General features: G+C 51.7%; 25 protein-coding genes. 7 read left to right on the top strand and 18 right to left on the bottom strand.

Features of this window, described 5'->3' with window-relative positions:
• The first annotated feature begins 43 nt into the window (after positions 1-43).
• Positions 44-820 (top strand): substrate-binding periplasmic protein, encoded by a 777-nt coding sequence (locus F506_RS19110; RefSeq protein ID WP_053200056.1) that lies wholly within the window; start codon positions 44-46, stop codon positions 818-820.
• Positions 821-1138: 318 nt separating this feature from the next.
• Here the strand turns inward: F506_RS19110 and F506_RS19105 are convergent, their stop codons facing one another.
• From F506_RS19105 to F506_RS19085, 5 genes are all read right to left on the bottom strand, one after another.
• Positions 1139-1504, bottom strand: a complete 366-nt coding sequence (locus F506_RS19105; protein WP_053200054.1) for a YunG family protein — start codon at positions 1502-1504, stop codon at positions 1139-1141.
• 115 nt (positions 1505-1619) lie between these two features.
• Positions 1620-2600 carry a GNAT family N-acetyltransferase gene (locus F506_RS19100; RefSeq protein ID WP_053200052.1) on the bottom strand — a complete coding sequence of 327 codons (981 nt, stop codon included), beginning with the start codon at positions 2598-2600 and terminating at the stop codon, positions 1620-1622.
• Positions 2601-2695: 95 nt separating this feature from the next.
• On the bottom strand, positions 2696-3337 hold the full coding sequence (locus tag F506_RS19095; RefSeq protein WP_083458053.1) for a glutathione S-transferase family protein: 642 nt from the start codon (positions 3335-3337) through the stop codon (positions 2696-2698).
• A gap of 65 nt (positions 3338-3402) precedes the next feature.
• Complete coding sequence (locus tag F506_RS19090) at positions 3403-3774, bottom strand: nuclear transport factor 2 family protein (RefSeq protein ID WP_053200047.1); 372 nt, start codon at positions 3772-3774, stop codon at positions 3403-3405.
• A 43-nt stretch (positions 3775-3817) separates the two neighbouring features.
• Positions 3818-5467 (bottom strand): methyl-accepting chemotaxis protein, encoded by a 1650-nt coding sequence (locus F506_RS19085; protein WP_083458051.1) that lies wholly within the window; start codon positions 5465-5467, stop codon positions 3818-3820.
• Positions 5468-5811: 344 nt separating this feature from the next.
• Here F506_RS19085 and F506_RS19080 point away from each other — a divergent pair, with 344 nt between their 5' ends.
• Together F506_RS19080 and F506_RS19075 are read left to right on the top strand one after the other, a co-directional pair.
• A complete protein-coding gene (locus F506_RS19080) occupies positions 5812-6078 on the top strand; it encodes a hypothetical protein (RefSeq protein WP_053200045.1) in 267 nt (88 codons plus the stop codon).
• 167 nt (positions 6079-6245) lie between these two features.
• On the top strand, positions 6246-7667 hold the full coding sequence (locus F506_RS19075; RefSeq protein ID WP_407638191.1) for a sensor domain-containing diguanylate cyclase: 1422 nt from the start codon (positions 6246-6248) through the stop codon (positions 7665-7667).
• Between the two features lie 55 nt (positions 7668-7722).
• On the opposite strand, the gene F506_RS19070 is transcribed toward F506_RS19075, so the two are convergent.
• A complete protein-coding gene (locus F506_RS19070) occupies positions 7723-8133 on the bottom strand; it encodes a GNAT family N-acetyltransferase (RefSeq protein WP_053201792.1) in 411 nt (136 codons plus the stop codon).
• A gap of 83 nt (positions 8134-8216) precedes the next feature.
• Positions 8217-9140 carry an AraC family transcriptional regulator gene (locus F506_RS19065; RefSeq protein ID WP_053200041.1) on the bottom strand — a complete coding sequence of 308 codons (924 nt, stop codon included), beginning with the start codon at positions 9138-9140 and terminating at the stop codon, positions 8217-8219.
• 119 nt (positions 9141-9259) lie between these two features.
• Between F506_RS19065 and F506_RS19060 the strand changes: the two genes are divergently transcribed.
• Complete coding sequence (locus F506_RS19060; RefSeq protein ID WP_053200038.1) at positions 9260-10291, top strand: SDR family oxidoreductase; 1032 nt, start codon at positions 9260-9262, stop codon at positions 10289-10291.
• Between the two features lie 105 nt (positions 10292-10396).
• On the opposite strand, the gene F506_RS19055 is transcribed toward F506_RS19060, so the two are convergent.
• From F506_RS19055 to F506_RS19035, 4 genes are all read right to left on the bottom strand, one after another.
• A complete protein-coding gene (locus F506_RS19055; RefSeq protein ID WP_144424108.1) occupies positions 10397-10945 on the bottom strand; it encodes a hypothetical protein in 549 nt (182 codons plus the stop codon).
• 122 nt (positions 10946-11067) lie between these two features.
• Positions 11068-11733, bottom strand: a complete 666-nt coding sequence (locus F506_RS19050) for a hypothetical protein (protein WP_053200035.1) — start codon at positions 11731-11733, stop codon at positions 11068-11070.
• A 121-nt stretch (positions 11734-11854) separates the two neighbouring features.
• Positions 11855-12436, bottom strand: a complete 582-nt coding sequence (locus F506_RS23295; RefSeq protein ID WP_144424107.1) for a hypothetical protein — start codon at positions 12434-12436, stop codon at positions 11855-11857.
• 471 nt (positions 12437-12907) lie between these two features.
• Positions 12908-13357 (bottom strand): hypothetical protein, encoded by a 450-nt coding sequence (locus F506_RS19035; protein ID WP_053200029.1) that lies wholly within the window; start codon positions 13355-13357, stop codon positions 12908-12910.
• Positions 13358-13458: 101 nt separating this feature from the next.
• Between F506_RS19035 and F506_RS19030 the strand changes: the two genes are divergently transcribed.
• Positions 13459-14469 carry a hypothetical protein gene (locus tag F506_RS19030; RefSeq protein WP_144424106.1) on the top strand — a complete coding sequence of 337 codons (1011 nt, stop codon included), beginning with the start codon at positions 13459-13461 and terminating at the stop codon, positions 14467-14469.
• Between the two features lie 128 nt (positions 14470-14597).
• On the opposite strand, the gene F506_RS19025 is transcribed toward F506_RS19030, so the two are convergent.
• The 6 genes from F506_RS19025 to F506_RS19010 form a co-directional block, all read right to left on the bottom strand.
• Positions 14598-14993, bottom strand: coding sequence for a hypothetical protein (locus tag F506_RS19025; protein ID WP_053200024.1), 396 nt, complete (start codon positions 14991-14993; stop codon positions 14598-14600).
• Positions 14994-15066: 73 nt separating this feature from the next.
• Positions 15067-15504 (bottom strand): hypothetical protein, encoded by a 438-nt coding sequence (locus F506_RS23290; RefSeq protein WP_144424105.1) that lies wholly within the window; start codon positions 15502-15504, stop codon positions 15067-15069.
• A 546-nt stretch (positions 15505-16050) separates the two neighbouring features.
• Complete coding sequence (locus F506_RS23285) at positions 16051-16323, bottom strand: hypothetical protein (protein ID WP_144424104.1); 273 nt, start codon at positions 16321-16323, stop codon at positions 16051-16053.
• A 353-nt stretch (positions 16324-16676) separates the two neighbouring features.
• Positions 16677-17225 carry a hypothetical protein gene (locus F506_RS23280; RefSeq protein ID WP_144424102.1) on the bottom strand — a complete coding sequence of 183 codons (549 nt, stop codon included), beginning with the start codon at positions 17223-17225 and terminating at the stop codon, positions 16677-16679.
• 299 nt (positions 17226-17524) lie between these two features.
• Complete coding sequence (locus F506_RS19015; protein WP_144424103.1) at positions 17525-17758, bottom strand: hypothetical protein; 234 nt, start codon at positions 17756-17758, stop codon at positions 17525-17527.
• 268 nt (positions 17759-18026) lie between these two features.
• A complete protein-coding gene (locus F506_RS19010; protein WP_235471245.1) occupies positions 18027-18779 on the bottom strand; it encodes a LysR family transcriptional regulator in 753 nt (250 codons plus the stop codon).
• A gap of 317 nt (positions 18780-19096) precedes the next feature.
• On the opposite strand from F506_RS19010, the gene F506_RS19005 reads away from it, so the two are divergent.
• A complete protein-coding gene (locus F506_RS19005) occupies positions 19097-19870 on the top strand; it encodes an SDR family oxidoreductase (RefSeq protein WP_083458047.1) in 774 nt (257 codons plus the stop codon).
• A gap of 557 nt (positions 19871-20427) precedes the next feature.
• Here the strand turns inward: F506_RS19005 and F506_RS19000 are convergent.
• Positions 20428-21225: a transporter substrate-binding domain-containing protein gene (locus tag F506_RS19000; protein WP_053200017.1), complete on the bottom strand. Its 798-nt coding sequence runs from the start codon at positions 21223-21225 to the stop codon at positions 20428-20430.
• Positions 21226-21708: 483 nt separating this feature from the next.
• Between F506_RS19000 and F506_RS18995 the strand changes: the two genes are divergently transcribed.
• Positions 21709-23379 carry a methyl-accepting chemotaxis protein gene (locus F506_RS18995; protein WP_053200015.1) on the top strand — a complete coding sequence of 557 codons (1671 nt, stop codon included), beginning with the start codon at positions 21709-21711 and terminating at the stop codon, positions 23377-23379.
• Positions 23380-23393: the final 14 nt, after the last annotated feature.

Raw genomic sequence — 23393 nt, 5'->3', positions numbered from 1 at the left:
AACAGTACGCAAAATATTAAAAAAATTCGCTGGGAGACCGATCATGTCCATTTTGATCCGATGTGTCTTGCTTATTGCGCTCACCCCTTTGGCAGCCTTGTCGCAAGATAAGGAATGTAAAAAAGTCGTCATTTCGGCTGACTCCGACTACGCACCGCTGCAATGGTACGACGGAAAAAATCTGACCGGCGCCAGCATCGAAATCGCGACGAGTGCGCTGACCGCCATGGGCGTCCCCTATGAGGTGCGTTACGTCGGTCCTTTCCACCGCGTGCTGAAGAGCGCACAGGAAGGCGAGATCGACATGATCTCTTCCCTCAAGGACACGCCTGAAAGACGCGAGTATCTGACCTACACCAACGTCGCGCTGTTCCCCAATCCCATTGCCGTATTCGTTGCAAGGGGGCGCAGCTTCAGCTATACGGGATGGAACGATCTGATCGGAAAAAAGGGCGGCATCACGCTTGGCAATCAGTTCGGGAATGGCTTCGATGAATTTCTGAGAGCACATTTACAGGTGGAAGCGGAGCAAAAAGCCTATATGAATTTCAAGAAACTTGAACTGCATCGTATCGATTATTTGATTACCGGGTACTACAGCGGATTGGCCTTCTTAGCTGCGTCCGGACAAAACGACATGTTCGTTGCCCTCAAACCGTATGTCTCGGAGTCTGATAATTTCATCGCCATGGCCAGGGCAAGTCCATGCATCAAACACCTGAAGGCCCTGAATCTCCAACTGGATACCATGCGCCGCGAAGGCAAACTCAAGTTGATCCTGGACAAGCATATGGCACTGCTACCCAAGCGAGCGAACTGACAATAAATACCTGCGGCCGTGGAAACGCGTGCGTTCACATGACTATCCCGATCTCGACTGCCGGCCAGGAATGGGGATACCTGCTATCGATCCCGGCGCAGCCGCTGGCAAAAAAGTCAACACGTAACAAAATATCGATGGCGATTTCTTGAGTGCTATTGAATACGTATACACAACACTATCCCTTTGTATTCAGCATTTATATCTGGCGTTTAGCGGGAGAGAATTTTTACCGGCGGGATAGGGAAAAGAGCTAGCGTGGCGATGTCCGGCCGCTCCCGCGTAGAGCGGGGCTGCGGCCGGATAGCGCCATCGGCGCTAAAAGGCTCTGGAAAGTCGCTCTTTGATGAGAGCGTACTTTTCACCGGACGTGTCTGACAGTGCCAATTCACGCGACGAGGGCGTGTCATCGTAGGGGATGGGTTCAGAAAATTGGCTTGCGGTCAGGTCCCACTTCACGTTCTCAATCGAGTTGTAAAAGTGCGTTCCACCTGACGTTTTCGTGCTGAGAATTTCACCACCGAAAAAATCCTGCACAACCAGGGACGTGATGCTGCAATGATTCTGCGCCGGGTTGGATGGTGACCATGCGCCCGTCGGGCTTGACGTATCCGCAGACCATACGGAAGCGATGGCCCTGTATAACTCCAGTGGCGTTGTGAACGGATTGACCGGCGATTGCATATTGTTTTCCTCGGTTATGGGGCTTGATTCCAGTCATTCTACTATTGTGGGTACCAAGGACTGTTCTGGATGACTGCGCCAGACTGTCGAGAGTCGAACTCAATAGCTCATGTTGCTAGAGTAGCTTGCTCCAAACTTTGGCGTGCCGTCCTGTTCCGTAGTAGTCAACCAACATGCCGTGATCTGCATCGAAGATCCGATCGTAGAATCCCCAACTCGAAAGGTAGCGTGGGCCGCTGTTGACCAGTAACCCAATGGCTCTGGCAGCTTTGGCTTCTTCAACTACCGCCGCTAACAACGATCGCCCGATTCCTTTGGTTCGCATGAAATCGCGATGTACGAACACATTGAGCAATTCCAAATAATCCGGCGCATTCAACAAAACATGGGCACTCATGCGCGAGTCCGGCCGTGAAAGCCCCATGCAAGCAATGGGGATGTTCGTTGAATCGCAAGCGACCAGATAACTACGGTAGCGTCCCTCATCGTCCGCAGCACCTGCCATATAAGTTTTGATCGCGGCGATCTCGGATTCGACAACCTGGCCCGAGTGCAAATCGCGCACGTGCTGCCGTAACACAACATCCAGATGCTGAATATCTGCCCGGCACAGCCATCGGATGTTCCCAAGCTTACTATTGAGCAATGCTGGCGTTATGCTTTTGGGACGGCAGGTATAGAAAATGTCCCAATCCTCTTCACTGGTTTGCTCAAAGCCATGGTCTCGATAAAAACGATTAGCATCGCTCTCGCGCAGGGCGGCGAGATTGACGGGACATCCCCGGCGGCTGGCATCGGCAAGAATTCGCTTGAGGACCTGCGCGCCGATTCCTCGCCCCTGCCACAGGGGATGGATATAAAGATGTCGGAGAGTGTGGACGCCTGGATGACGATCCAACGAGAAAAAGCCGATAGTTCGGCCATCGGCCACGATGCGGTAGCAGGTTTCCGGGTTGAACGTCGATGTGAATCGTTCACGTGCGCGCCGGGCATCAAATCTGCCGACTCGCTCCAGACTTTCGCGCATGGCAACAATACGCATCCCGACAAGTTGTTCAAGATCGGATTCTTGGGACTGCATGAAGGCGACGAGCATTGAGTGTTATGGCTATTCAAAGTGGGCCGGTGGCCAAAAACCGTGGATTCAATGTGAATCGCAGGACAGGTACGCTCCTGGAGGAAAACGCTCTCTCAGGCCAATGTATTTTGCTGCACAAAAATACGTTGAGCCGTCGGCCGCTCGCGGTAGTGTCTAAACCAGCCTGACAAAGCCTCATATTGATCAAGGACATTTATCCCGTGAACTCTGGCGAATTCTAAAATAGCTGCCAGTGTGCAATCCGCCATCGTCACATTTTCGCCCATCAGGAATGGTCCCCCTGCTTTGATCATTTCATTTAAATAACTCAAACCGACGGGAAACTGAGTCTTGAAGTGCGCGGCAATTGCCGGGTCCGGAAAGCGGTCTCGTTGGGTAACTGTCGCCTGCACATAACGGGCGAGTGGATAAAACACTCGAATTTCCGCGACTCGCTCGGCGGCGCGAGCTTTAGCCCGTTCCACCGGCGTTGGACCAAACATTGTTGGTTCAGGAAACAGTTCTTCAAGGTATTCGACGATTGCGAGTGATTCATGGATGAACGAGTTTTCAGCCACTTCCAGAACAGGCACTTTAGCGAGTCTGTTGCGCGCAAGATGAGCAGGTTCCTTTTGTTTTCCTCCCGCCAAGCTAATTTCGTCAACTCGAATAACATTTTCCATCGAATTCTTCTCGGAAATATAAAGTCTTACCCGATCAGGCGAGGGCGCTCCTGGAAGGAAATAGAGCTTCATGCTTGTCCTTTACGATGTCCCGTTTCTGGCCGGCAGCGATTCGGCGTAACACCAAGTGCCGATTTTCACGACACTAACGTCCCTTGATGAAAAACGATTTTCCATTTTCCATCGCTTTTTCTCCACAATGTCGTTCTTCGTGTAAGCCGGCCAGGCTGCTGCAACAGGTAACTGATTTGGTAGAGATCGTCTGCCAGCTGCCGGATGCGAAATTCGCTACAAGAAAAAGTATCTTCCTCTTGCGCCCGGTAGCGCTCCAGCAAGGTTTCGACTACCGAGCTGCGACTGTAGATCTGGCCGCTTGCGCCGATCTCCCAAAAATCGTCGGCAGTCATGTCCAGGAGCGCCTCGCGACTGGTCCCATATTCCCGGCAATGAAAAATGGGCTCGCGAGCGCTGAGTTCGGCTAGCACGGCGTCCAGTTCGGATACTGGCATTCGATTTCTTTCCAAGGATGTGTCGAAGAGCCCGGCCCCTGCGTTACGCAGCGATTCTGTTTACCGGGGACGTTGGGGGAAGCGTGATGGTTTTTATCGCCGCAGGGTGCGCCATCGCGGAAACGCCTGATGCCTCCACCTTGAAAATAGCCACAGAGGCGAGAAGGCGGGCTGCCTGATCGGCCATTGCCTGAGCAGCAGCGGTTGCCTGCTCGACCAGCGCGGCATTCTGCTGAGTGACTTCGTCCATCTGAGTTATGGCGATATTGATCTGGGCAATACCGGTATGCTGTTCGCTCGAGGCCGCCGCGATCTCACTCATGATATCCGTGACGCTTTGTACGGACTGGACGACTTCTGCCATCGTCTTGCCGGCGTCCGACACCAATTGCGATCCCGTGTTGACGTGTTGAACCGAGGTGCCGATGAGATCTTTAATCTCCTTCGCCGCTAATGCACTGCGTTGCGCCAGCGTACGCACTTCGCTGGCAACAACCGCGAAGCCCCTGCCTTCTTCCCCCGCGCGCGCTGCTTCTACGGCTGCATTGAGCGCAAGAATATTGGTTTGAAAAGCAATTGCCTCCACCGACGCAATAATCTCTGTGACTTTGCTGGAGCTTTCTGAAATATCAGACATCGTCTTCACGACGCCCTCCACAACTTGCCCGCCCTTTAAAGCGGTAGCCGAGGCGGAGTTCGCCAGTGTGCTGCCTTGCCGTGCATTGTTTGTATTTTGCTCAACAGTGGAAGTGATTTCCTCCATGCTGGAAGCGGTTTCCTCTAGCGACGCCGCCTGTTCTTCTGTGCGCCGAGACAAGTCGTGGTTGCCTTGTGCAATCTCGCCAGCGGCTGTCGCAATTGACTCCGCAGAGTGCTGGATACCGATCACCACATCGTTTAGTTGGCTACGCATCTTCTCCAGTGAGACCATCAGAATATTGGGACTGGCTGAATTCAAATCCAACGCCACGGTCAAGTTTCCCTGCGAAATTTCACTTGCGACGTATTGCGCTTGACTCGGTTCTCCTCCCAGCTGTTTCAATATACTTCTGACGATTAAAAGCGCAGTGAGAATTCCCAGAAGAAGTGCGACGGTTGCAGCAGTGAGAGTGGTCGCGCGCAATTTTTGATATGTCGCCTCGGCCTCGCCAGCGGCTTCTTCATTGAGCTGGTCTTCAAGATTGACGAGTTCTGCAAGACGATTTAGCCAGATCGTTTGTTTGGGGCGAATTTCTTGAACAAGAAGGGGGGTGATCGAGGCGACATCGTTACTCGCTCCCAGCGCAGCGGCTTTCTCCAGAAGAGGGGTTACTGCTGCTTCGTCGGATTTTAGCGCCGCGTATAGTTCACGCTCCTTCTGGGTAGTTCCTGGCGCCTGCGTAAATAGCTTGCCTAGTTCTTGATAAGCATCGGCGTATTTCTTCTCTAGCGGTTTGAGGCGAGCCAACTCGCTGTTAATAAGCTGCTGATCCGTAAACAAGGCCAGATTTCTTACGACAAGAGCGCGAGTTTGCACGCTCGTTGCCATTTGGTTCGCCAACTTTGCCTCGGCATTGTTGACATAGGTAATTTCGTTCAGCTTCTCCCTGAGACTCGACATTCCGGAGATGCCAAAGATTGCCACTGCAATCAGTGCTGCCAATACGACTGTAAAACCAATAGTGAGCCTTGTGGATACCTTCAGATTGGTCATTTCCTACTCCCTTAGAGAAGCGTTGTTCAACAATTGTGGATTGCGCGTCGCCAGAGTCAGAGCATCGACTCGGCATCCAGCCTCGTTCTCATTTTTGTTGTAAGACGCATCCTTTCCCCGGGGTGAATGCTCATCATATCTGGACGTTGGGTCTTCGTGCTACGCCATCGCCAACCTGCGCAGCAGTAGGCCGATGCCGGAAAGCGCAGGGATGCGGGGGCTTTCGCTGGGAGGCTTCATGCCTCACGCCCATTCAGGAAATCCCCTATATGCGGACAACATTCTATTGAGTATGCTTTTATCGTGGAATAGGCAGTCGACCTTCGTTTCTTCAAAGGCGCAACTTGGAATTCACCGATTTCTGGCAAGGAAAAATCCATGTATTCGGCCTATTGGCGCTTCTTTGTATCGGCGTGGCGATGGCATGGCGGCTTCTTCGTTCTCTAAACAATGCGGCAATTGAGCGCGAAGCAAAAGAGGCCGAAGACTTCGCCCAGCATCTGGCCCACATGGTGTACATGGAACAGTATGCGGTGTGTCCCGAAAGAGAACGAAGAAGAGCCCTGGACGAAGCTGCGTCGATATGCAAACAGCTCGAGAGGCAAAGCTGAGCAAGAGGTGCTGAATGTTTAACCGATCAAGAATATCTGCGTCAGGCGTAGCGAGAATTTTCGTTGTGTCGGTATGTCTCGTCATCGTGGTGCTCGAATTCTGGTCGGGGCTGCGAGAGCATGATGTCGAACTCACAGAGTCCACTAGAGCGACGTCGAATGTCGCTATGGCGCTGGCCCAACACGCCGATCAGACGTTCAACGAGGTCGACATCGTCCTGCTGGGTCTCCTTGAACGACTGGAAAAAGATGGCAATTCCAAATCGGGACTCGCGCGTACTCATGATCTGATGGTGAGCCGCGTCGGTGGCCTGCCTCAGCTTGCGGGCCTGTTCGTCTATGATGACCAAGGGAATTGGGTTGTAAATTCTCAGCCGACCTTGGAGAAAAGATTCAATAATTCAGACCGCGATTACTTCATTTATCACCGTCTCCATCGTGTAGAGAAGCCATTCATTGGAAAGCCGATCAAAAGTAAATCAACCGGACAGTGGATACTCACGATTAGCCGACGCATCAACAAGATTGACGGTTCATTCGGCGGGGTAGTGCTTGGTACTATCGATTTATCTTTTTTTCAGCGTTTTTACGCACAATTCGACATCGGTAAAAATGGGGCGATCATGTTGGGAAGCCTCGACGGTACCGTATTGCATAGACGCCCACTTCTTCCTGACTCCGTCGGCAAAAATTTGGAGAATTCACCTCTGTTTCAGGAACATGTGAGGCGTTCAGGATCCGGTTCCGTGGAAATACGTTCGACTCAGGATGGCGTCGTCCGGATTAACAGTTTCAGATATCTGGCTGACCATCCGCTGTTTATCATCGTAGCGATGTCAAAAGATGAAGTGCTCGCCGAATGGATGTTCCATGTCTGGGTTCGCGTGATTGGCGTGGCGGCGGTGCTGATCATCTTGTACTACGGCGGTACGAAAATGGTTGCGCAAGTCAAGCGTAGAGAGGTTGCAGAGCTGGACGCAATCAAGTCGAAGCGTAAGCTTGAAAGTCTTTATAAGACGCTGGAAGCTCAATCTCAGAAAGATGGACTCACTGCTGTTTTCAACCGGCGTTACTTTGACGATTCGCTTTCGTCACAACTAGCTCTGCTCAACCGTTCGGGAGGGATACTATCCCTCATCATGGTCGACGTCGATCACTTCAAACGATTCAACGATACCTATGGACATGCAGCCGGGGACGTCTGCCTGCAGCGAGTAGCTGCAGCCATCCAGACAGCTGTTCAGCGGGAGGGCGATGTGGTCGCTCGCTACGGAGGAGAAGAATTTGCGGTCATATTGCCGGAGTGCGATAAGGCTGGTGCGTTGATCGTAGCGCGCTCGCTGATCAATAGCCTTCACGAAGAAAAAATCGAGCACGCTTCCAGCGGTACCGGATTTATCACTGTGAGCGTCGGAGTTACGTCGATTGCCGTTGAGCCCGGCCATGCAATAACACCGCGCAAAATGATCGAGGCGGCAGACGAGGGCCTATATCTTGCAAAGGACCAAGGACGAGATCAGGTGATATTTCGCGAGTTTTCCCCTCAAGCACGGAACCGAATACTTTGCTTTGATGAGGAGGCCGCTTGAGAGGTTTTCGTAGTTGATTTTCTTTTTCTGAAGGTTCGCTTCTGGCCGGAGCTGACTAAGTGATTCGCAAGAACATTCCGGCCTTTTGAGGCGGCATTGAGACCTCAAAGCCGTATCGTTTATAAAATTCAGGCGTTCCGTGATCGGCCATCAGGCTGACGTAGGCTGTTGCTGGTGCGGTTTCATGGATGAATGCCATTAGACGTTCCATAATCATGCGACCGAGTCCCTTTTTTTGATGATCCGGCAGGACGGCAATATCCACTACCTCAAAGAAACATCCACCATCACCAACTATCCGGCCAATTCCAACCGGCGTGTCTTCGGCGTACACAACGACGCTGAATAGGCCATTCTGCAGGCCAATGGTGGCAGCTTCAATGGATTTTCTACTCAGCCCTGCGGCTAATCTTATTTCAACGTAGGTGGTTGCACTAGGTACTTCTTCGCGAAGGTAATAATCCATGTTCGCAATCTTGGTATGTTGAGAGGTCTGTTTTCTGTCCGTTACGGACATGTCGCATCTTAACGGATCGCGTCCTGACCCCGTCAACTGCCGGCTCGCGCTGTTATCCGATAAGTCTTCGGTGATGTTCCTGTGATGCGCTTGAACGCATTGCTGAAAGCACTCTCTGACGTATAGCCCAGCGACTGCGCCATTGTGGCGACCGGCAAATTTCCTTCGCGCAAAGCGCGTTGCGCGAGGCGCATGCGCCACTCGGTAAGGTAGGTGAGTGGCGCCACGCCGGCGGCAGTCTTGAAACGCGAAGCAAAGGTCGTGCGGGACATGGCGCAGGCTTCGGCGAGTTCTTCCAGATGCCATGCGCGACCGGGGTCCCCGTGCATCAGGCGTAATGCGGGGGCAAGTCGGGGTTCACCCAGCGCGCGCAGCCAACCGGTCGGCGCAGGCCCTGAATTATTCAGATGTGCTCGCAAGATCTGAATGAACAGCAACTGCGCCAGCTGGGCCGACGCCAGCTGGCTGCCCGGCAAGCTGGCTGCTCGCTCGTCCATCAGCTGTCCCAGCAGCCATCGAAAACTGGCTGCTTGCGGCGTCGTGGCGGGAACATGTATCCATGCCGGCAAGACATCCCGTAGCAGTCTGCCGCTGGTCGGGTCGAGCAGGACGTGTCCGCCGATATGCTCGAAGTCTTGCCCGTCCCCGACCATTGCCGTTGCATTGCCCGATCCTGAGAACAATGCCATGGCGTCGACTGCCGGCACGCCAGGTGCGCTGGCCAGCGTAAATGCGCGTGGCGCCGTCAGCAGACCGACGTCGCCGGTGTCGAAGCGAATCGGTTCCGGTTCTCCGTCGAGCTCGATCCAGCAGCTTCCCTTCACCACCGCGAAGAACTTGATTTTTTCCGGTGCCGGGAAGCGGATGGCCCACCTGCCTCCCGCCGTGAAACCGCCGGTGGCGAGCGATTCGGCACGCGTGAATTTAAGGATGTCGGAGAATGGATCTGTCTGCATTTCCGTACTATTGCGCAAGTAATGAGGATTTACAAGTATTCATAATACGAGCTCAAAGCCTTATCTTCTCTCTACTTTGGCGCTGGCTACTTCAGCTGGCGCGTAATCAGGGAAATGACATGAGCGATACCTTAGTACTGGTAACTGGCGGGACCGGATTCATTGCGCAGTACTGCATGATTGCGCTGCTGCAAGCAGGCTATCGGGTGCGCACCACGGTGCGCGATCTGGAGCGGGAAGGGGAGGTCCGCAGCTACCTCAAGGTTGGCGGCGTTGATGCGGGCGATCGCTTGTCCTTTGTCGCGACCGACCTCGGTACAGACTTGGGATGGGGCGAAGCTGCTGCCGGATGCAGCTACGTTATGCACGGTGCTTCGCCTACGCCATCGGGCGACCAAGTGCTGGAAGAGGATTGGATCAGGCCCGCAGTAGACGGCAATTTGCGTGTGCTTCGCGCCGCGCGAGATGCCGGCGTCAAGCGCGTGGTGCTGACTTCCGCCTTCGGCGCGATTGGCGTCGGTCATCCTCCCATGAAGCGGCCTTTCGATGAAACCGACTGGAGCGACCTCAATAGTGGATCAGTCGCGCCGTATCAGAAGTCCAAGACCCTCGCCGAACGCGCGGCTTGGGAGTTTATCGCTGAAGAGGGACGTGGTATGGAGTTGGCGGCGATCAATCCGGTGGCAGTCCTCGGCCCGGTGCTGGGCGAGGATTTCTCGCACTCGATTCGCCTGATCAAGTTCATGCTGGATGGCCAGCCGGCATGCCTGAAGATTAATTCCGGCTTCGTCGACGTGCGCGACGTCGCCGATCTGCACCTGCGGGCGATGACCGATCCTGCCGCTGCCGGTGAACGCTTCCTGGCAATTTCCGGTGAGAGCATATGGATGATCGAACTCGCTGACGTCTTGCGCCGCCGCCTTGGCGACAGGGCCGGTAAGGTACCCACGCGCGTGATGCCCAACTGGATGGCGCGCCTGGCCGCCAATCAAAATCCGACAATGCGCGCTGCCGTACCGCTCTTGGGGATCAATCTGAACGCCACCAGTGAAAAAGCGCAACGCCTGCTCGGATGGACTCCGCGCTCGCGAGAAGACGCGATCGTGGCAACGGCAGAGAGCCTCATTCGGCTGGGGCTGGTGGGAAGCTGAGTGTGTGTGGCGGGCCGATTTTCATTAAGCATTTTACTATTCAACGTACGGCAGCTACTGGCCGATTGCTGACTATGCTGCTTCGACCTGTGAATACAGAATGCACTAGAAAACGACTAGTTTTCCTAGACTAAATGCATCCTCAAAATCCTCTGCCACATCACCGACCCAGCTGCAAGGAAAATGACCGTTTAAATACCAATACGCCAATTCGCTGTAATACCTCGATTGATAGAAATCCGAATATTCAAAGGCAATACAAATGCGCAACATATCGCTACTAGAGAACTTATAGATCAAGTCGTCAGGCATGCCATTTTCATTGCCTGCTTCATTTCTTTTTTTGTTGCTGAGAAGATATGCAATATGGGGCTTCATTTCAGCAATTTTGGTATTCCATAGTTGATACGCATCTCTATGGTTTTGATGCAAATACATAGAAATTTGATTCAATGATTCTACAGATGCGTCATCGGACGCCGATGACGTACAGTGAGCCACTGCCTGATCCCAGTTCGAAACAAAGATCGTTTCAATGTGATCGTTAGGCTTCATAACTTTTCCGACCTGAGAAAACCATTGGACCTCTGCGAGGTCATCGAGAAACGCTACAGTTCTTGAGTGCATAGTATTTTTTGCCGATTCTGTTTTCAATGGCCTTCTTACTCGTCATTTCGTAATGCCCGCTGCTGGTCGATTGCGGACCTCCTCTGACTGCGCCGATAGTTAGAGTTGCTGTCGACAATTATCAAATGTACATGCGCTTGTCATAGATATTACTTCTGGCCGTTTGATTTCTTAGGATGTAGCGCCACCTGGATTTGCAGCACCACATTAAAGCGGGGCTCTTCGCCTGGTTCATGACCCGTGATTGTTTTGGCTAACAATACCCATGCTTCGTTGCCGTAGTCGTCGTACCATATTTTTTGTACTCCTTGTGCACCGCCGGGTAAATTAATATATTTTTTTCTCAACTGATCAGCAGACTTGGACACCGGATTGTGCTTGTTCATCTCGTCGTCCAGTATCCATCCAGCCTGCTCCATCTGGCGGGCTATATCTTGCAGCCGCCGCCAGGTCTCGTCCGTCTCCGCTGATTGTCGGTATACGCCAATGCCGAATGAGCGAATTGTGGTGTGCCCGTAACCGACGTTTACATTCATGTATCCGACATTATCGAGTTGCATCCGATGATGCGGGTCTCGATAGATAAAGGTATGCGGCTGGTCGGTGACGAAGCCAACAGGCGTAGGCAGCGGTCCTAGCTTGAAGGTCGAATGCTGGATCGCCTCGTCCCAAGTATCACCGATCTTCGCCTCAATTGTCGGCAGCACCTTCTTTTCCTTGTCGTTCGTGTTCACGGTTTCTCCGCAGCCGTTCAACGCGACGGTCATCCCCAGAAATGCTAGTAGCTGAAGCCAGCGAAGCAAGCTTATTTTCATATCCACTCTTTGGATGGCCACGCCTTGAGCGCTACTGGTTGGCCGAGGCCGGATGCAAGGCGCATTAATTGATAGATGTTGCATAGAATAGGTTTGTGTCTGTTACTGGCCGATAGCGGACTCAACCCCAAAACCAAATCATCCCGAGTTTTTCTTCGCACGCATGCTGGAGGAATCGATGCAAAGAACTAACATCCGAAATAGCATCTTGTATTGCATCTTCCTCATCTTGTTCAGTTTTCTGGGCATAGGCGCGAGCTCGTTCCTGTACTGTTGCAGTATCGAGCGCGAGCAGTAGCTCACGAAGCTCAGTGACTTGCACAGATTGAAAGGCATGAGCAAATCCAAGTCCAACCTTGCCGAGCTCAAATGCAGAGCCGAGCATTTCACCACGATACTGTCCTCCAACATTGGGGAAATTTCCCAATCCTTCAACGGCCGAGTGCGTTCCGTTGAGAGCGAAGTACAAACCGCCTTGGAAATACAACGTCGTATATTCAGCCTCTATTTCCGGCCAAGGACATCCGACGTCCGCGTCAATCTGTTTAATTACTTCGCGCTTGGAGAGCCATGAACCGATGGTTTCAGTCTTGGTAATTTGGGGGCGCTGCCCTGCCAGGAACCTTTTCGTGTACCCAGGGCTTCTCTTTAGATAGTTAATTTGCTCGTCGCTGGCGGTGCATAGATTTAGCTGGTAGCCCATTTTCCCTCTCTGTTTTTTTATGTCTGTTACTGGCCGTTTTCGGACATTGGGCCGGGAAAATCAACCGGTCGTATTGTCTTACGCCCCAATTTGATTTTCAGAGATGCTTCTTCAGAAATCTGGCCCTCTCATCCACCGTCTGATAATGAAAATCGCGGCAGCCAGTAGAGTCACTAGGCCAACTACGAGAAAGGAGAGTTTGATGAACTCGCCCTTGCTCCAAAACTCATAAGCCAACACGAGCAGATATAGCAGGCCAGCGAAAGCACCCAGTATCCAAGAAATTCCTTCGAGGTTGTTCGCGACTCCTTGTAGGCGCTCTCGCCAACGACGAGAATGAAATGGTCCTTCGATCATGTATCGCTTTCAAAAATCTGATGGAGATATCAATAGCCGCCAAAGTTTAAAATCGCCGTGCAAGCTTTTCTGTGTATCGAGATGTCCGGTTCTGGCCGATTGCAGACTTTGCTATCAATATGCTTCACCGCATGTAATGGCGTCGTGAAGGGCTTGCTCCGCAGCGCCGCTCTGTAGAGCTGACAGTAGTTGACTCAGAATTAGTTCCTCTTTTATCGAGGTCGACTTCCGAAGTAGCTGGTGAGCATTGTAGATGCCGTAATAGGCGAACTCCACCTGCTCGGGCAGCTCCAAATCACCATCTTGGAGTGCAGCGATAGGCTCTCTATAATGACTAGTCACAGATACGTCAAATGTGATGGATTCGATTTCTTTGATAGCGTTAAGAGGCAAATCTATCTCAAGAATTTGGGTGCTGCCAGTAACCGCCTCTCGATACTCAAAATGGCTATCTTTGGGGAAGTGTATTTGCCAAGAATCAAGAGCACGTTTGGCCAAAAAGAGAAAAGCCACGCGCCTTCTTTCTGCGCTTAATGAGAAGAACTGATTTGCTAGTTGCTTCATGAATCTGCTCGAATTTATAGATGATTTTCAAGTGCCCGAAGGGCCGCTCCTGTCCGATTACGGACATTATCAAGAACGGGTTTTTCATCGTTGGAGAATTGATGTCGATTCAAATTGCCTCACAAACCAATACTGACTCTATGGCCACCAGTAAGGTGGCGGGCGACAAGAAAGTTTCGAGCAACCTTCCATCGGGTCAAAGCACATCCGAGACCGTAGCGGCACAAGCGGCTACGGTGACACTCTCCAGTCAAGGGCTTGAGCTGGCTAAGTCTGCCACCAGTGAGGGAGTTGAACTTTCAAAATCAGTTGAAGTTACAACTGCCAAACAAAAGGCGGTCGGAGTTTTGCCTCCACCTAACGTTGCGGCATTTGAGGCCGATGCATCATTGCCACGCAGTGAGCTCATGGCCAAGTTCGAGAAAGCGTTACGTAGCTTGCCTAGGACGAACATTGCAGAAGTCCCGAGAAGCAAGGACCCAGACCGTTTGGCCCAAGCTCTGAGGGCAACCCACTATGCTTGGGGAAATGGAACCAGCCCATTCGCTTCGCTGACAAGGAATGAAGTAGTGGCTATCTATTACGACGATTCTGGCAGCTACACTAAGAATGAACGGATGGCTGCAGTCAAACAGCTGAATGAAATCGACAGCAATCTCTGGAACGGACCTACAACTAAAGCCGCCAATACTGGTGATTGGCGCGAGGTGACGGAGATGGGTCTCAAAATGTACGATGAAGCGCTACCCATCGAGAAAATGAGATACCCAGCCAATTACAAGATGGAGCTGCAGCAGCTTCTGGCGTACGACAATGCCAAAGCGGGAGGTCCTATAACGAACGAGCGCAGAGAAACGCTGCTGGAAATGATGGAGGCACTGAACCGCCTCCAGCCGGAGGCTACAGGTGGAAACGCAGGCCAAGAAGATATTGCAAGGCCCTGGAATGACTCCTGGTCCGAAAAACTCTCAAGCCTGCTGAAGAGCCTGGCTGAAAATGGAGAAAAAGACAGTGCCAAAACGGATGCCCGCATGGTAGGAGACGCCAGCGAAGTGACGCCCGACTCTTCGCAAACTAACGCCGCTGACTCAACCTCTTCGCTTGCGCAGTAGAGGGTTTCGGTGCCTCCGCAAGGGCGCTACGGCATTCACAAACCGTTGCCTGATGATTCATTCTTAGGGAAGGTCTGCTTCTGGCCGTTTGCGGACAAGGTATTTTTTGCTTGCAGAGAGAAAAAATCTTAAGGTTGATAAGACTGTAATTTAGGATTCTCGGTGCTGAACACAGACACGCATTCATTAATTCCAGCGATTAAGTACTCTTTTGTATCCGGGAACATATCTAGCATGCAGCTTCCAAGGCGTGGTCGCTCTTGGTCTAGCCAACCACCTTCCTGGATATTAAACAACCATCCCATCGGCGTTGAACAAATGGGCCAATATTCCATGAGGTCGCGTTCGTCAAGAACCCTAAAACCCATCGTGAAATCGAATGTCACAATGCATCCTGATTCGCCATATACATCGGCGACATAAATTTTCAACCCATCTAAGGGAAGGTACTCTATCCGCGTGATTTCCGTTCCACGTACGAATGCGAACTCAGGCTCCAAGGAATGTGCAGCAACTTTTTTCATGGCATTCTTATAGCAATTTTTCTGTTCGGTCGGCTCTTGGCCGATTTCAGAATTTGATGCTCGACCAATTTAGTCAATAAAATCGCTCGCGCTTTTCGCCCATAGGCGTGCTCGTCGATATATAGCCCCGTACATCATCGTACAAAGTGAGAAATAAAACACTCTTGCTTTTGACTGAATCTTTAATGCGACTACGTACAGGTACTCTCCTGTGATGCTGTTTGCCATCTGGTGTATCCCAGCTCACTTCGAAGTCATCAGGAATCGTCATATCAAGGCGCATAAAAATAATAGAATCGCCATTTGATTTGGAGCTAGGCTTGAAATGCTCACCCAACTCCCCGTAACGATAGTGGATATTCATAGCTTGACTAAGGCTATCGTCAACCATTAATCGAAATGCATAATAGACACGGTCGTTCGGCCCTGCGGCACAACCGCATAGAGTCATCGCTAATATCGTTCCAATCAAAAGCGTAATCCACCGTCTATTTTTTATTTTAAACATCATTTATTCATTCCCATTCGGCTGATTTTCCGGATTCCGAGACGTCCAAAATAACTCAGATATGTCCCATCCAATGTCTGCGTCTGGCTGATTGCGGAAATTTTTCGCTACGTCGCAGAAATGCTATTGGGACCTGTGCGATTTTTCCTCTTCTGATAAATCTTAAACCCGACAGAAACGACGCATAGAGGTATGGAGATAAATATACATACCAAGATTCCTAAGTAGAATCCGCCGAGGCCGGCTATTAGTAGAAATGAGGCCCAGTTAATCGTCCCGACGGTACATTGTCCAAGTGAGTATGGATTTGGATTGCAGCCTGGAATACACCAAATAATCAAATGCGCCAAGAGGCTGATTGCAAATGGGATGCTTCCGCTCACGAATGCTATTTTCTGCAATGTTCTAGGCGTAATTCGCATGTTGTTGTGTTGCCTCGAAATGGGGATGAATAAGAACTAGCAAGTTTAGCTCTTTGCATGTCGGCTTCTGGCCGATTGCGGACTTCGTAATCTAGTTACAGGGCCCGATAGGCTCAAAGCGTCCGTGTCAGTCTGTCGACTTGAAACACGCAGTGAAAAAGCCCTTTCGATCTTCGTCTTCCATGTAATCTTTTTGGTCTTTAACTGAGAATGGCTTTCCGGTAAAAACTTCTCCATTTACGTAAAGTCGACCATTTCTCGTAAGTGCGATATTTTTTTCTGAGGGCTTAAAAGGAAAAGTCGGTGCAATGGTGTCGTACTCCCAGTCGCCTGTTTGCATCACCAATTTTGTTCCTACTATCTTTCCACGAACGCCGGCTACTATGGCCTTATCTGACAAAGTATTCTGGTCTCGTACTCCGCAGACGATTGTTCCTTTTTAACTAGAACAATCGATATCCGAATCTCAAAATCAGGCTCTGGATCTTCTTTGGTACAAGCGAACTTGCACACGGTGTCGATTCTGCTCCACCTACCCGCGAAGGATTGTGCTGCGCATGCGGAAGAAGCAGGGTACGCGACAAGAGCCAGAGTGAAAATTAGGCTAGCGCTATTCATAAACTGATCAAAACGCTTCATACATCTCCCCAATAATTGTCCGGTTTCATGAATTGTAACTAAGCCATAGTCATAGTTTTAGACGAAATTCTGGTGACGACAGAAGTCCGCTCTTGGCCGGAAGCGGTCACCCCATTAGCTTGCTAAACACTGTGATATCGCTGCTAGTGGCGAAGACAAATGAGTTTCCGCTAAACGAAAATCCAAATGCACGGAAGTCGTCAGATGCGATATGTACACAGCCTGTCTGATGGCCTTCGACCAAAGCAGACTTATAGGGACCACAGAAGAATAAATCGAATTAGGCCAGTTCGGCGCCGCACTTTCTAACGACTCGCCGCTTTTGTTGGAAAGTGGTAAGCCACCACCTGCTAATCCGGCCAGTTGTACCCGCTCGTCTTTTAAGGGGCCGATGCCTTCACAAATCAAGGAGCATGCGGAATACCAGTCGCCATCGACCTGGTCGTCACGTGCAATTTTTCTCCCCTGCGTGCAATCGATCACACCTCTGCCGGCGCTGGAAACAACCAAAAGCAACTCGGATCGTTGCGAGAAGCCTATTTCGGTTAGTCCCCCAACGGCGAATGTACCGGTCTTTCGCCAGCCAGGCGGACACGGTTGAGATGGAATCTTCGATAATAATTGGATGAGTCTTGCACGATTATTTTTTTCGTATTCGTTCATGATGCGCCAATACATTCTTCGTTACAGGAGAGTCTGTTTCTGGCCGTAAGCGGAAGTACGCGGTGCCGCGGAAGTACGACCTATCCCTCCCGGTCAATCGCCTCCTTCGCCTCCATGGTTGCATATTGAAGGGCATCCTGACGATGCTTTATCGGCGCACGTCGGGGCGACTCTAAGCGACTACCCGCGATATCCGTCTGCCAGAGCCAGCCATTACCCGCCAGTGGTTGCATCATTTGGATAGTGACTCGCTTCCCCTTGTATTCGAATTGCTCGTCAGCCATGGTGCTTCCCCAAAGTTAATCTTTCTTGGCAACCAGGATGAAATCTTGAATTACTGCGATAGTCCGCTCCATGAATTCGCGCGCATCGGCCGAAGGGGAAAGATTTTCCTCAATGGAGTCAAGCTGTCGCTGAAGGAGTATTTGCAAAAGACGCGCCTGCTCAGGGGGCTGGACGGCGCAAAGCGAATAGAGCACGGCTTTCATACCTGTAATTTCCGCTCGCGCTTTGTCCCATTCAGTATTTGTCATCCTCTTCTCCCTTTAGATTTACTTTGAGGACAGTATAGCGGTTGCGTCAGATGGCGGCTCTTGGCCGAAAGCGGACGTCAAGTATGGGCATTTTGCGAGCTGAATTACCCCATCAAAGCAGGCCCCTTGATGTGGCAATTTTAAATTTGATCAGCCAGGTTTTCTTCGAAAAATTCTGTGACTGCCCTGAGTCGTGCAGAGATGTATTTCCGTCGAGGCCAGACCAAGCTGATGTCCCGCGCCTCATCGATGAAAGTACCGAGGATTGTCATAATGTCCGGATGCTGCAGTTCGCCACCAGCGATGCACGATTGAACATGCCGATGCCTACACCGGCACTTACGGCCGACAGGATCGTCTCCAGCGTATTTGAGGAAAGATTGCCACTTACCGGTACGCTGAACGGCCCTTGTGGGCCAGTGAACGGCCATTCATTCATCTCGTTGTAGATTAGACAGTTGTGATGGGCCAGATCGGCAGGACTGGTGGGAGTGCCATGCTGCTCGAAGTAGCTGCGGGCGCCAACACACACCAACGAGGTAGTCGCCACCCGCTTGACGACCGCATCGGGATGCCGGGCCGGGCTTATCCGGATAGCCAGATCGACGCCGTCTGCCAGCAAATCTCTCACGCCGTCAGACAGATGGAGATCAAGCCGGATCTGCGGATAGAGCGACAGCAATTTAGGAACTAGCGGAAGCACATGCAACCTTCCGAAGGTCGACGAGGTGGCGATTTTGACCAAACCGGAAGTTTCAAGCGTGCTGTTCATCAGTTCGCCGTCAACCTGCTCCATCTCTTCGAGCAATGGCTTGGTGCGCTCATAGTATTTGCGCCCATGGTCAGTTAAGGTCACCCTACGCGTGCTCCTGTTGAATAAGCGAACGCCAAGGCGCCTCTCTAATGAGCCCACAGCCTTGCTGACCGACGATTGCGAATCGTCGATGCGGCGAGCAGCGGCAGAAAAGCCGCCTGCCTCGACGACCGCTACGAACGCAGTCAGCTCCTGATATTTGTTCATTACTGCTCCGTTGATGCCGTTTTTATCCATATGCATCAGGCGCGCTGATGCTGTTACGGGCGCCTATTTATTCTAATTTAGAATTATTGAAATTCAATTTCTGCTGATTATCGATTAATTTTTCTTAAATTACCATTCACTCGCTGGCAAACAGAGAATCCGCCCCTGCCTGCCGAACGGCTGCGTGGCAGATTCCCTGACGACAGTTCGGCCCCTGTTTCCAGGTGTTCAGCGGTAACGTGACCTCGACGTTTGCTTGCGCTGTAACGGCCTGGGATACCTGGGGTGACCCAATATCGAGCAAAAGGACTTGAACCATGAATGCAGCAAACCGTAATGCAGAAGCAATGTCGGCTCCATCCTTGAACCTGGCTGGAAAGAAGGTAGTGATAGTTGGCGGGAAAAGCGGTATTGGCCAGGGAATAGCGCGAGGTGCGCAGGCTGCCGGGGCGACCGTGATCGTGGCCAGCCGCCGCGTTGCCTCCGCACAGAGTCGTCCGGACCTGATCGGATTCGAGCAGGTGAGCCTCGATATGGGCGACGAATCAAGCGTTCGAAGCGCTTTCGAGGCGATTGGACCGTTCGATCACCTCGTCGTCACGGCAGCGCCGGATATTGGAAGCTGGGGCGTGTTCATGGATGCGGATATGAGCGGGGTCCGCAGCTATATGGAAGGTAAGTTCCTGGGAACATGGGCCTGTGCACGATATGCAGCGCCCAATCTGCGCGCTCATGGCTCGATCACCTTCCTCAGTGGCGGCATGGCCGTGCGGCCTAAACTCGGCTTCACTGCAGTCACTTCCGCCTTTGCGGCCGTGGAGGCATTGTCCGGCTCCCTTGCTGTCGAATTGGCCCCGACACGCGTCAACACGATTCGTCCGGGATTCATCGACACGGACATGTGGGGTTTTCTGCCTGTGGAGGCACGTGCAGGCTTGAAGAAGAAAGTGGAAGAATCTTTTCCTGCGCGACGAGCAGGCCAGGCGGAGGATATTGCTCACGCTGCCCTGTTTCTGATGACCAACCCTTACGTCACCGGCACTGTCCTCGAGGTATCGGGCGGTGAAAATCTGGTGGCAAGCGTATCTTGATCTACTCTTCACCGGCTTTGCGGAGCAAACAAGGCTTCGCAAAGCTACGACCGCCGTTCGCTGCTAGTCTACGCTGAGCCGATCTCCAATCCTCGTGCTTCAGCGTACATTAGTGTCCACTTTATGCAAAGCATTCAACGGCACGATAAGTCGGTTTCTGGCCGCTTGCGGACGGAATACGGCGAGTGCTCCAAAGTCAAAAGCCACCCATACAGGTGGCTTTTGACTTTTGAAACGGCATAGCGGAATCAATTTTCGACGAATGTTAATCAGGTGGCCGTAACGTGACAATGAATACGGGTACTTATTGAATTGACGAACTTCGGGACACTAACATCATCGTATCGTGGAAACAGGCCGGAGGATCAGGTGCTAAAGATCGTAAATCCTGAGACCCCCGATAGATATGTACTAGGACTACACCAGATCAATCCCGGCTAGGCTCTAGTCATCGTCGAAGAAAAAATTAGTGCCGCTCCTGAGAAGACTTGGCACGACATTTAAGGAGCGACTGTCCGGTCCAAAAAATATCGTGAGTGCTAGTCACTTGCATCGCTTTACTCGTAGGTAGTTGCCAGTTTTTCCGGCAGCGGCGCATTCAACCACTTCTTGACGAGAGCATTAAGCTCACCCGACTTCTTGGATTTTGTCAGAATCTCGTTGACCTTAGCCTGCAATGGCGCTTCGCCCTTGTTAAGGCCGATCACACATCGCGATTCCTGAATCGTGTATTTAAAGACAGGTTTGTGGTCGGGATCCTTTTCGCCGAGCGTGATCGCCACAAAGTCGCCGGTGCCTATCAATTTGACCTGGCCCGAGACATAGGCGGAGATCAACGTATTATTGTCTTCATAACGCTTGATCACCGTGCTCGCCGGCACAGTCTTGGTCAACTGAATATCTTCAAAAGTGCCGCGCGCCACGCCGACGGTCTGATTCGCCATGTCCGACGGACCACTAACCTTGATCTCCGATGCACCGAACAGGCTATTGTTGAACGGCGCGTATGGCTGAGTAAAGTCCAACACTTTGTCGCGTTCGGCGTTACGGCCTAATGTCGAAATTACCAAGTCGACCTTGTGCGTTTGCAAGTAAGGAATACGGTTAGCACTCGCAACCGGAACCAACACCACTTTGACGCCGAGACCTTTGGCGACGAGTCGGGCAACGTCGATATCAAGTCCTTGCAACTGCAAATCAGAATTGACCGAGCCGTACGGTTGAAAATCTTGAGGGACCGCGATACGGATGGTGCCGGATTTAGTGATGTCGGATAGCGCATCGGCACGCACACCGAACGCGGCCAAAGCCAAGGTAATGGCAGAGAAAAGCACTAGAAGTTTCGCGAATTTCATTTCTTCCCCAAATTAAACATGTAGTAAAACGCACTTCAGATAATGAGGTGCACGGTAAGCGACCGCAAGAAAGACACAGCAATGCCAGAACAAGAACAGCGATAAAAAATTAAGCCTGAAGCCATCAAGTGACGTGATGAACACCTAGTTCGGTTTTCCGTTATTGCGACGGCAAGTTTAGGAGTGCGATCACGCTATGTAAACTACCGTTTAGGCATAGATTTCATGTTTTTAAAGTATAAGCAAAACTTCCTTGAAACCCTTATAAGTATTGGGAACCGGCTTAAATCGTCAGTGCCCCAATTTTAGTGATTGGCGATAGCAAATCTATGCCAAGTCGATGCAGCTGAAATGATCGGGGAAACTATTTCCAACTTTCTCACATACCGTAAAAGGATCGGGGAAGTGTGATGCAGATCGCTACGCAACGTTGAGCCGGAGGTCACTCAACGCAGCAATTGCGTCAAATATCAAGGAGGAAGAATGAAACGCTTGAGCAACATGAAAATCGGAGATCGTCTGGCCATCGGCTTTGCCATCATTCTGGCACTATCCATCGTCAGTACCGGCATCGGCATCTGGCGCATGCAGGTAGTGTCAAAGGTGACGCGCGCCATGGTTGACGAATCGGTACGCAAGGAACGATTGATCTCGGCCCTCAACACGAATCTGCGTGGGGGAATTTTGCGTACGATCGCGATTTTGCGCAGCACGGACCAAATGCTCAATGCGTTTTTTCTTAATGAAGATTTAATCGCAAAAAAAGATGCCGTTGCCTTGCAAAAGCAGATCGGATCCTTGCTGGTCAGCGACGAAGAAAAGGAGCTCTACAGGCAGGTGCTGGAACAGCAGGTCAACTACGCCAAAATCAATTTTCATTTGATGGAGCTCAAATCCAATGGCGACGCCGAGGAAGGAAATCAGATTCTGGTGCAAGAATTCGTGCCTGCTTCTAAGCGCTATCAGGCAACATTGCAAAAACTGCTCGAATGGGAGCAAGCCGAAATCGACAAGACTTCTCTGCAGATTGATGTCATCGCCGCCCAAAGCCGTATTCTTTTGCTGATTGTAGAAATCGCTGCGCTGCTTTTTGGCGTGTCGTGTGCGTGGCTGCTTACACTGAGTATAGTTCGGCCTCTCAGGCAGGCAGTGGAAATTTCGAGAAAGGTAGCTGATGGAGATTTGACTACGGAGATCCAGATCAAGAGGACGGATGAGGTCGGGCAATTGCTGATGTCATTGCAGGCCATGAATACCAATCTCCGGAATATCGTCAATAACGTGCGTACCGGCACCGTCACCATCGCGACAGCGTCGCGTGAGATTGCCGCAGGAAACATGGATTTGTCCTCTCGCACCGAATCGCAAGCCAGCGCACTTGAGGAGACAGCATCTGCGATGGAGGGACTGATCTCGACCGTACGCAGCAACGCGGACAACGCGCGCGAAGCCAGTGAGCTTGCCAGTTCCGCTTCAAGCATCGCGATCGAAGGAGGTAATGCCGTCGATGACATGGTGCAGACCATGGGGGAAATCAATGCATCCTCGAAGAAGATCGTTGATATCATCAGCGTGATTGACGGTATCGCTTTCCAGACCAATATCCTTGCTTTGAACGCGGCCGTTGAAGCCGCGCGTGCAGGTGAACAGGGTAGAGGTTTTGCGGTAGTTGCATCTGAAGTGCGTAGCTTGGCACAGCGTTCGGCAGCCGCCGCCAAAGAAATCAAAGCGCTGATCGATGATTCGGTCAAGCGGGTAAGCAACGGCAGCATGCAAGTGGAACGCGCCGGCGCCACAATGGCCAATGTTGTCACCAGCGTCAAGCGCGTAACCTCCATCGTGCATGAAATCAGCGAGGCCAGCCAGGAACAAGCCGAAGGTATAGAGCAAGTCAATGATACCGTCACGCAGCTTGATCATGTGACGCAGAAAAATGCTGCGCTGGTGGAGGAAGCCGCATCGGCTGCCGACGCAATGCAACAGCAAGCGGCCAATCTTGCCAAGCTGGTTAGCGTGTTCATCACAGATTCATCAGCGCTGGTTGCCGACAGCAATGTCGCGGCATCGCATGTGGCGACAACAGCATCTCCAGCCTCGCCCGCATTGTCTGCACCGAAGAATGGAGCAAGTCTCAGAAAACTATTGCGCGCTTGATACCTGTCGCCAAT

The sequence above is a fragment of the Herbaspirillum hiltneri N3 genome, from assembly GCF_001267925.1.
Taxonomy (GTDB): Bacteria; Pseudomonadota; Gammaproteobacteria; order Burkholderiales; family Burkholderiaceae_D; genus Herbaspirillum; species Herbaspirillum hiltneri.
This window is presented reverse-complemented; position numbering and strand designations above follow the sequence as displayed.

Bases quoted from the DNA above. Each gene is read 5' to 3' on its own strand.
- F506_RS19110 (WP_053200056.1), top strand. From the start codon at position 44: ATGTCCATTTTGATCCGATGTGTCTTGCTTATTGCGCTCACCCCTTTG.
- F506_RS19105 (WP_053200054.1), bottom strand. From the start codon at position 1,504: ATGCAATCGCCGGTCAATCCGTTCACAACGCCACTGGAGTTATACAGG.
- F506_RS19100 (WP_053200052.1), bottom strand. From the start codon at position 2,600: ATGCTCGTCGCCTTCATGCAGTCCCAAGAATCCGATCTTGAACAACTT.
- F506_RS19095 (WP_083458053.1), bottom strand. From the start codon at position 3,337: ATGAAGCTCTATTTCCTTCCAGGAGCGCCCTCGCCTGATCGGGTAAGA.
- F506_RS19090 (WP_053200047.1), bottom strand. From the start codon at position 3,774: ATGCCAGTATCCGAACTGGACGCCGTGCTAGCCGAACTCAGCGCTCGC.
- F506_RS19085 (WP_083458051.1), bottom strand. From the start codon at position 5,467: ATGACCAATCTGAAGGTATCCACAAGGCTCACTATTGGTTTTACAGTC.
- F506_RS19075 (WP_407638191.1), top strand. From the start codon at position 6,246: ATGGCGCTGGCCCAACACGCCGATCAGACGTTCAACGAGGTCGACATC.
- F506_RS19070 (WP_053201792.1), bottom strand. From the start codon at position 8,133: ATGGATTATTACCTTCGCGAAGAAGTACCTAGTGCAACCACCTACGTT.
- F506_RS19065 (WP_053200041.1), bottom strand. From the start codon at position 9,140: ATGCAGACAGATCCATTCTCCGACATCCTTAAATTCACGCGTGCCGAA.
- F506_RS19060 (WP_053200038.1), top strand. From the start codon at position 9,260: ATGAGCGATACCTTAGTACTGGTAACTGGCGGGACCGGATTCATTGCG.
- F506_RS19050 (WP_053200035.1), bottom strand. From the start codon at position 11,733: ATGAAAATAAGCTTGCTTCGCTGGCTTCAGCTACTAGCATTTCTGGGG.
- F506_RS23295 (WP_144424107.1), bottom strand. From the start codon at position 12,436: ATGGGCTACCAGCTAAATCTATGCACCGCCAGCGACGAGCAAATTAAC.
- F506_RS19035 (WP_053200029.1), bottom strand. From the start codon at position 13,357: ATGAAGCAACTAGCAAATCAGTTCTTCTCATTAAGCGCAGAAAGAAGG.
- F506_RS19030 (WP_144424106.1), top strand. From the start codon at position 13,459: ATGTCGATTCAAATTGCCTCACAAACCAATACTGACTCTATGGCCACC.
- F506_RS19025 (WP_053200024.1), bottom strand. From the start codon at position 14,993: ATGAAAAAAGTTGCTGCACATTCCTTGGAGCCTGAGTTCGCATTCGTA.
- F506_RS23290 (WP_144424105.1), bottom strand. From the start codon at position 15,504: ATGATGTTTAAAATAAAAAATAGACGGTGGATTACGCTTTTGATTGGA.
- F506_RS23280 (WP_144424102.1), bottom strand. From the start codon at position 17,225: ATGAACGAATACGAAAAAAATAATCGTGCAAGACTCATCCAATTATTA.
- F506_RS19015 (WP_144424103.1), bottom strand. From the start codon at position 17,758: ATGACAAATACTGAATGGGACAAAGCGCGAGCGGAAATTACAGGTATG.
- F506_RS19010 (WP_235471245.1), bottom strand. From the start codon at position 18,779: ATGAACAAATATCAGGAGCTGACTGCGTTCGTAGCGGTCGTCGAGGCA.
- F506_RS19005 (WP_083458047.1), top strand. From the start codon at position 19,097: ATGAATGCAGCAAACCGTAATGCAGAAGCAATGTCGGCTCCATCCTTG.
- F506_RS19000 (WP_053200017.1), bottom strand. From the start codon at position 21,225: ATGAAATTCGCGAAACTTCTAGTGCTTTTCTCTGCCATTACCTTGGCT.
- F506_RS18995 (WP_053200015.1), top strand. From the start codon at position 21,709: ATGAAACGCTTGAGCAACATGAAAATCGGAGATCGTCTGGCCATCGGC.